The 630-nt window shown below is 63.3% G+C and carries 1 pseudogene; it reads right to left on the bottom strand.

The features are described 5' to 3' along the window. Nucleotides 1-206: 206 nt before the first annotated feature. Nucleotides 207-630 (bottom strand): annotated as a pseudogene (locus tag ACIRS4_RS39430) (hypothetical protein); the annotation flags it as partial.

Below are 630 nucleotides of genomic sequence, written 5' to 3'. Positions count from 1 at the left end.
CGCAAGGCATTACCGGCTACAGCGATTCCCAGCTTCGTCCCCCGCGCGAGCCTGGATGTGGGCAGCTCTTTCGCCATCAGTGACCCTCCATGGGAGCCAACACCCCCGTTGGTGCCGACATGGCGGAACCCCTGTGATGTGAGCGTCTCAGAGGGTGCGCTCCGCCGACCTCAGACTAACCACACTGGGAACTCCAGTGCTAGCCGTCAGCTAGCACTGTTTTGGTTGTTCTCCGCATCGGGTAGCACGTGGGGGCGCGAGTTGAAGTAATGGCGGTCGCCGCCCGCGCGGACCATGCCCTCGATGGCGCTCCAGGCCATCATGGTGAGGTAGTCGAGCATTTCCTCGCTGGACATGGTGCGGTTGGAGATCCACCAGTCCGTCGCCAGCTGCACGCCGCCGACCAGCACGTAGGACCACAGCATGGCGCCTTCGGTCTGCAGGCCGCGGTCGAAGGACTTGTCGATGATGACCGCCGAGACCACCTGCGCGAACAACTTCTCGAAGTCGGCGAGGGTGGAGGTGTCGGTCGCCGCGCCGTTGCCCATGATGAACCGGTACACATCGGTGTCCGAATCCACGGTGTGGACGTACGCCGCCAGCGTGTTGCGGACCAATTGGTATTCGTCG

The sequence above is a fragment of the Streptomyces sp. NPDC101166 genome (genome assembly GCF_044768125.1).
Classification (GTDB): domain Bacteria; phylum Actinomycetota; class Actinomycetes; order Streptomycetales; family Streptomycetaceae; genus Streptomyces.
This window is presented reverse-complemented; position numbering and strand designations above follow the sequence as displayed.